Genomic DNA, 7,525 nt, shown 5'->3' on the forward strand with positions numbered 1-7,525 from the left:
ATCGCGGTGCGACGACTCGACTTGCCCCACGATATTTCTACATCACGACGCGGAACGCGCCAGCTGCACGTTGTCAGCTTTAGGCGACAGCTTGAACACGTAGTACAGCACCGTCAGCATCACCAGGAACGCCGGGCCGATGTACAGCGCCACGCGGGTCTCCTCGAAGTAAGCCATCAGGCCAACCACCAGGATCAGGAACGCCAGCGCCAGGTAGGAGCTCAGCGGCCACAGCCACATGCGGTATTTCAATGCGGCGCGCTCGGTTTCGCTCAGACCGGCACGGAATTTCAGCTGTGCCAGCAGGATCATCACCCAGGTCCAGATCGCCCCGAAGGTAGCAATGGCGGTTACCCAGACGAAGACTTTCTCCGGCACCAGGTAGTTGGCCAGTACGCCCAGCAACAGTGCTGCGATGGACAGCAGCAAGGCGTTACGCGGCACGCCGTTGCTCGAGGTACGGGCGAAGGTTGCCGGCGCCTGACCGTTCTGCGCCAGGCTGTAGAGCATACGCCCGGTGCTGAAGATACCGCCGTTGCACGACGACAGCGCCGCGGTGATCACCACGAAGTTGATGATACCGGCAGCCGTCTTGATGCCCAGACGCTCGAAAGTCATCACGAACGGGCTGCCCTGGCTGCCGATTTCGTTCCACGGGTAGATCGACAGGATCACGAACAGCGCACCGACATAGAACAGCAGGATGCGCCAGAACACCGAACCGATGGCCTGAGGAATGGTTTTTTGCGGGTTGCGCGCTTCACCGGCAGTCAGGCCGATCATTTCTACGCCCAGGTAGGCGAACATCACCATCTGCAGCGACATCAGCACACCGGTCAGGCCGTTGGGCATGAAGCCGCCGTTGCTCCAGAGGTTGGAGATGCCCATCGCCACGCCGTCGTTGCCAAAACCGAAGGCAATGACACCGATGCCACCGAGGACCATGGCAATAATGGTGACGATCTTGATCAGGGCGAACCAGAACTCGAACTCACCGAAGGCCTTGACCGCGATCAGGTTGATCGCGCCCATGCTGCCCAGCGCCGCCAGGGCCCAGATCCAGCGCGGTACTTCGGGGAACCAGATGCCCATGTAGATGGCCACCGCAGTGATTTCCGCGACACAGGTCACCAGCCACAGGAACCAGTAGTTCCAGCCGGTCAAAAAGCCCGCCAATGGGCCGAGGTAGTCTTGTGCATAACGGCTGAAAGAACCTGCGACCGGATTGTGTACGGCCATTTCACCGAGGGCACGCATGATCACCAGGATCGCCAGGCCACCGATGATGTAGGACAGCATGATTGCCGGTCCGGCCATTTCAATGGCCTTGGCCGACCCCAGGAACAGGCCGACACCGATACAGGCGCCCAGCGCCATCAGGCGAATATGTCGCTCGCCGAGTTCTCGCTTGAGCGGGCCGCCCTGGGCGGTCTCACCGTGAGAAGGATGGTTGCCGACTGGCATAGAAATACAACCTCATTTTGTTATTGGATATAGACCCTTCGTGCAGACCTGGTACCGCCGATAGGCTGGATACGCTGCCTTGCCGGGCACCACCTTGTGAGCGGTCCCGTCTGCCGACACGCAAATTGCCGGCAAAGCGAAAGGGGCGAGCAGTATAGAAAGGCCCCTGCAGGGCATTTCACTATAAAGAGCAGGATATTTGGCGAGAACTCTCGGCAAAAACCGCATCCACGGAGGGGCATTCCCCGTGTTTTCTCCAGGGTGATAAACAGGGCGGCTAACATAGCACCAAAACGGGGCATTACAACCTCCACCAAAGGCGCAGGTCCTAGCCTTTTTCAGCAATGGCCCTACAGGGCTTACAAATTTTTCACCAAATCCGCTCACCGTCTAAGCTTCAGGCAAGCAAGACGAAAATACGTAGCCGGGCTGAACACTATGGGCGCACTGTGGCAATCGGAACCAACGAGTAAGGAAACTCCCACTGAATCCCTTGAAGAATCGCCATTGCCGAAAAGCCCTCGTCAACGTCGTCTGTGGTGGCGGCTGGTCTGGCTGGTACTGCTGCTCGCCCTGATTGCCCTGGGACTGGCCATTGCCAACGAAATGCACACCTCTCGCCTACAGTCACGCGAGCTGAGCCAACTCGCCTCAACCTTGACCTATTCCCTGCAGCCGGGCCCCAGCGACGCCATCATCTATCCGGGAGACGGGCCCTTCGACAAGCGCCTGGGCTACAGCGCACTGGGGGAGTTTCTGCCGCGGCTGCTCAAACGTGATTATGTGATCAGCGAGCAAGTGCATTTTTCCCCGGCCTTGATGGACTACACCGAACACGGTCTTTTCGTGCCCTATAAAGAGAAGATCCAGACTGGCCTGTCGATCACCGACTGCAAGGGCGATGTGCTTTACCAATACCACTACCCGCAGTACCTGTACCCGGATTTCGATTCCATCCCGCCGGTCATCGTCAACAGCCTGCTGTTCATCGAAAACCGCGACCTGCTCGACCCCAATGACCCCAATGCCAACCCGGCGGTGGACTGGCCTCGTTTTGCCAAAGCCGCCTACAGCCAGGTGGCCAAGTACCTGGCCCTGCCTGGTCAGTCCGCCGGTGGCAGCACCCTGGCCACCCAGCTGGAAAAATACCGTCACTCGCCTGACGGCCTGACCGTCTCCGGCAGCGAGAAAATCCGCCAGATGATTTCCGCCAGTGTGCGTGCCTACCAGGGCGGCCCGCAAACCATTGAAGCGCGGCAACGCATCGTCCGTGACTACCTCAATAGCGTGCCGCTGTCGGCAGTGCCGGGACATGGCGAAGTACACGGTATGGCCGAGGGCCTGCGGGTCTGGTATGGCGCCGACTTCGCTCAGGTCAACCAGGCCCTGGCCTCGACCGAGAGCGATCCAGAGAGCATGGCCACACGCGGTCTGGCCCTGCGCCAGGTGCTGTCGCTGATGATTGCCCAGCGTCGCCCTTCGCACTTCCTGTCCAAGGGCCGCAACGAACTGGCCGAGCTGACCGATAGCCACATTCGGGTGCTGGCCGCCAGCAATGTCATCGACCGCCCCCTGGCCGACGCTGCACTGGCCAGCAAAGCGATCTACCGCGACTGGGTAGCACAACCGACCATCCAGCCGATCGTTACCAACAAAGGCATCAGCGTCGCCCGCAGCCGGCTGTCCCTGGCCCTGGCGCGGCCGCTGTATGACCTTGACCGTCTGGATCTGTCGGCCACCAGCACCTTGCAATCCGACCTGCAAGGGCAAGTCAGTCAATACCTCAAGGACCTCGCCGATCCGGCCGTTGCCGAGAAGGTCGGGCTGTTTGGCGAGCGCTTGCTGACCCCGACCACCACTACCCAGGTGCGCTACAGCTTTACCCTGCTCGAACGCACCGCCAACGGTTCGCGGGTGCGGGTGCAAACCGACAGCACCGACCAGCCGTTCGACATCAACGAGGGCAGCAAACTGGAACTGGGCTCCACCGCCAAGCTGCGGGTGCTGACCAGTTACCTGGAAATCATCGCCGAGCTGCATGACAAATACGCCGATACGCCTGCCGCCGACCTGAAGAAAGTCGAGGTCGCCGAGCTGGACTTCATCACCCGCTGGGCCATCGACTACCTGATCCAGAACAAGGACCGCAACATCAGCGCGATGCTCGAAGCCGCGCTTAACCGCAAGTACTCGGCCAGCCCGGGTGAGGCCTTCTTCACCGGCGGCGGCATGCATGTGTTCAATAACTTCCGCAAGGAAGACAACGGTCGGATTCCAACGCTCAAAGACGCCCTGCGCGAATCGATCAACCTGCCGTTTATCCGCTTGATGCGCGACCTGGTGCGCTACAGCACCTACCAGACACCGGGCAGCAGCATCAGACTGCTCAAGGACGACGCCGAGCCGCGCCGCCAGGAATACCTGGCACGCTTTGCCGACAAGGAAGGTACCGATTACCTGCGCAGGTTCTGGAAAAAATACCAGAACAAGACCTCGCAACAGCGTCTGGATACCTTCCTCGATGGCTTGCGCATCACCCCGATTCGCCTGGCCGCCGTACACCGCTACCTGTTCCCGGAAGCCGACCAGGCCACCTTCAACGCCTTCGTCCGTGCCCACCTGAAAAAGAACCTGCAGGAGACCAAGCGCGCCCCTACCAAGCAGGACACGGTCACCGACAAGCGCTTGGACGACATGTACTACGCTTACGGCCCCGGCAAATTTGACCTGCCTGACCAGGGCTTTGTCGCCAAGGTCCACCCACTGGACCTGTGGCTGATGGGCTACCTGCTGAACAACCCAACGGCGAAATTCCAGGATGCGGCGCAGGCCAGCCAGTTCGAACGCCAGGAAGTCTACAGCTGGCTGTTCAAGAGCCGGCACAAGGGCGCACGCGACAGCCGCATTCGTACCCTGGTAGAAATCGAGGCCTTCCTCGATATCCACCAGCGCTGGAAACGCGTCGGCTACCCCTTCGATCACCTGGTGCCCTCGCTGGCCACCGCCATCGGTAGCTCCGGCGACCGCCCGGCGGCACTGGCCGAGCTGGTCGGGATCATTCAGAACGATGGCATCCGCCTGCCGACCTTGCGAATCGATACCTTGCACTTTGCTGCCGATACGCCTTATGAGACGCGCCTGGCGGGTGATCCAGACCTCGGTCAGCGCGTGCTTTCGGTGGAGGTAGCCCGCGCCTTGCGCGGCGCCCTCTCGCAGGTGGTCGATGCCGGGACCGCCCGGCGTGTATCCGGCAGTTTCAAACTCAACGACGGCACACCGATGGTCATGGGCGGCAAAACCGGCACCGGTGACAACCGTCTCGAAAGCTGGGGAGCTGGTGGCCGCCTGCTGGGTTCGAAGGCGATCAACCGCACGGCAACCTTCGTGTTCTTCCTCGGTGACAACCATTTCGGTACCCTCACCGCCTTCGTGCCGGGCCGCGCCGCCGAGTCCTTCAAGTTCACCTCGGCGCTGCCGGTGCAAGTGCTCAAAGGCATGGCACCGATCCTCACCCCGTACCTGCAACCCGGTACCCATACCCTGTGCAAGGCGCCACAAGTGGCACAAAAGTAGGCCCATGGAATCAAGGCTCAGGCGGACGACAAACGCCTGGGCTTGAACTTGGGACCGGCACCGTTCATCCCTTTACTCTTCTTCATGAGAAATATTCTCACTCTCATGCTTGCGTTAAGATATATCTTGAGTAATATCTAAAGATACATCTAACGCAAACGGAGACTTCCATGCGTGACCATCATCCCCACCGTGACCATGGCGAACGTCATGACGGTTTCGAACGCCGCCATAACCGCGAGCGTGGTGACCGCAGTCCACGGGTCTTCGCCCCTGGCGACCTGAAACTGCTGCTGCTGTCGATGCTCGCCGAGCAGCCCTGCCACGGCTATGACCTGATCCGCCAGATCGAAAGCCTGTTCGGCGGCAACTACAGCCCAAGCCCCGGCGTTATCTACCCAACCCTGACCTTCCTCGAAGAAAGCGAACTGATCACCGGCCAGGTCCACGGCAGCAAAAAGCTCTACAGCGTCACGCCTGCCGGGCTTGAGTCCCTGGCCGAACAATCGATCGCCCTCGACGGCGTGCGCATGCGTATCGAAGTCAGTAAACGCTCGCTGTGTGGTCACGACCGGCCCCAGGAAATCCACGAAGCGGTACACAACCTGCGTCATGCCCTGCAGATGCACAGTGGCCGCTGGAACCCGGAAGAAATCGAGCGGGTACGCACCCTGCTCAACAACACCGCCAAAGCCATCGTCGCAGGGCCGACTGCGACCGTTACGGAGAACCCGCAATGAGTGTCAGCGAAAACAACGCGATTCATCGCGTCAACCATGAGATCAAACATCGCCGCCTGGACGTGCTGCGGGTCACCGAGCTGACCCCGCGCATGCGCCGCATCACCTTGGGCGGGCCGCACCTGCAAGGCTTCACCAGCGTCGGCACAGACGATCACGTCAAACTGATGTTCGCCTGTTCGGCAGAGGAACAAGCGGCGCTGGACAACCTCGACTTCAGTCGCGACGGCCTGCGCCCGACCATGCGTGAGTACACCCCACGGCGTATCGACCTGGTTGCCGGTGAGCTGGATATCGACTTTGTCCTGCACGGCGACGGCCCTGCCTCGACCTGGGCCGCTCAGGCCGAAGTCGGCCAGGTCCTGAACATTGCCGGGCCACGCAGCTCGATGGTGGTGCCGGATATCTTCGACAGCTACCTGCTGATCGGTGACGAAACGGCGATCCCGGCCATTGCCCGACGCCTGGAAGAACTGCCGGCCAGCCGCAAGGTACTCGCTGTCATCGAGATCGAAGATGGACAAGAAGAACAACCGCTGGAAACCCGGGCGCAGCTGGAAGTGATCTGGGTACAACGACACCAGCAGGATCTGCTGGAGGTGGTAAAGGGCCTGAGCCTGCCTGCCGGTCAGTTGTATGCCTGGGTTGCCCTGGAGAAGTCCCTGACGCGTAAGACCAAGCGTCTGCTGATCGACGAAAAGGGCGTCAAGGAAGACCTGATCAAGGCTGCCGCCTACTGGCGCCTCGACCCGCACGACGACGAGTGACAGGCACCATCAGGGTTGCGTCCTGGCTTTGGCCAGGCGCCCGCCCTGCCAATGATCCAGGCCCAGTATCAGCAAGCCGATGGCAATGAAGCCGACAACAATCGCCAGCGCATTGAGCAGCACCTGCGCATAGCCAAGCGTGGCTACATCGATGAATGGATAGGGATAGACCCCTATCGACTGCCCGCGCATCAGCGCATAAGCAAAATACCCCGCCGGATACAGCAGCCATGCCAACAGGTGTTTGAGCCGCAGGCTGCCCTTCTCCACACAACACCACCAATAGCCTGCGAACAGCAACGGCATGACATCGTGCAAGAGCTCATCGGCCACCCACTGCCAGCCTTGTGGTTGCCACAGATGGCGTAACAACAGGCTGTAGGCCAGCCCGACCAGCACAATACTGGCGGTAATGCCCGAGCTGACCGAGGGGCAGAGCAACCAGCGCCGCGTAGCGCAGTCCCTGCCGAACGCCGCCTGGCTGAGCACCACCGCCACCAGGGTGTTGGTCAACACGGTGAAGTAACTGAAGAAGTTCACCAGGCCGCCGATCAGGCTGGCCTGCTCCTGCCAGCGCACCAGCAATACCAGGTACAACTGGATCGCCAACGCACTCCAGCCCAGACAGGCCGCCAGGCCGATCACGACCTCGCGCCGGACCATGGCGTTAGCGGCGACCGCGCTGCAGCTTGAGGTACAGCCGCTCGACTTTCTCCCGGGCCCAAGGCGTGCGCCGCAGGAAGGTCAGGCTCGACTTGATGCTCGGATCGCTCTTGAAGCAGCGGATATCAACGCGCTCGGCCAGGCCTTCCCATTGGTAGTGCTCCACCAGTGCGGTGAGGATCTGCTCCAGGGTCACGCCATGCAGCGGATTGGGGTTGGCGGTGGTCATGCCTGTGCTCCAGCGAATCAAAGGTGCGCACCTTAGCCCAGGGCGGGGCTGGCTACAAACATTCTAGCGCAGCGCGGTGGGAGCGGGCT

6 protein-coding genes are annotated in these 7,525 nt (G+C 60.9%); 3 read left to right on the plus strand and 3 right to left on the minus strand.

Features of this window, described 5'->3' with window-relative positions; translation table 11 throughout:
• Window positions 1-42 precede the first annotated feature (42 nt).
• On the minus strand, window positions 43-1,464 hold the full coding sequence (locus ACO6VD_RS27355) for an amino acid permease (protein WP_422417901.1): 1,422 nt from the start codon (window positions 1,462-1,464) through the stop codon (window positions 43-45).
• A 438-nt stretch (window positions 1,465-1,902) separates the two neighbouring features.
• Between ACO6VD_RS27355 and ACO6VD_RS27360 the strand changes: the two genes are divergently transcribed.
• From ACO6VD_RS27360 to ACO6VD_RS27370, 3 genes are all read left to right on the plus strand, one after another.
• Complete coding sequence (locus tag ACO6VD_RS27360; RefSeq protein ID WP_422417900.1) at window positions 1,903-5,037, plus strand: transglycosylase domain-containing protein; 3,135 nt, start codon at window positions 1,903-1,905, stop codon at window positions 5,035-5,037.
• Between the two features lie 170 nt (window positions 5,038-5,207).
• On the plus strand, window positions 5,208-5,777 hold the full coding sequence (locus ACO6VD_RS27365; RefSeq protein ID WP_422417899.1) for a PadR family transcriptional regulator: 570 nt from the start codon (window positions 5,208-5,210) through the stop codon (window positions 5,775-5,777).
• Complete coding sequence (locus ACO6VD_RS27370) at window positions 5,774-6,544, plus strand: siderophore-interacting protein (protein ID WP_422417898.1); 771 nt, start codon at window positions 5,774-5,776, stop codon at window positions 6,542-6,544. Before ACO6VD_RS27365 ends, ACO6VD_RS27370 begins: the two co-directional genes overlap by 4 nt.
• A gap of 9 nt (window positions 6,545-6,553) precedes the next feature.
• Here the strand turns inward: ACO6VD_RS27370 and ACO6VD_RS27375 are convergent, their stop codons facing one another.
• Both ACO6VD_RS27375 and ACO6VD_RS27380 read right to left on the minus strand, forming a co-directional pair.
• Window positions 6,554-7,207, minus strand: coding sequence for a Pr6Pr family membrane protein (locus tag ACO6VD_RS27375; RefSeq protein WP_422417897.1), 654 nt, complete (start codon window positions 7,205-7,207; stop codon window positions 6,554-6,556).
• Between the two features lie 4 nt (window positions 7,208-7,211).
• Window positions 7,212-7,436 carry a VF530 family DNA-binding protein gene (locus tag ACO6VD_RS27380; protein WP_400173251.1) on the minus strand — a complete coding sequence of 75 codons (225 nt, stop codon included), beginning with the start codon at window positions 7,434-7,436 and terminating at the stop codon, window positions 7,212-7,214.
• Window positions 7,437-7,525 lie beyond the last annotated feature (89 nt).

The organism is Pseudomonas sp. GZD-222, from assembly GCF_049310525.1.
Classification (GTDB): Bacteria; Pseudomonadota; Gammaproteobacteria; order Pseudomonadales; family Pseudomonadaceae; genus Aquipseudomonas.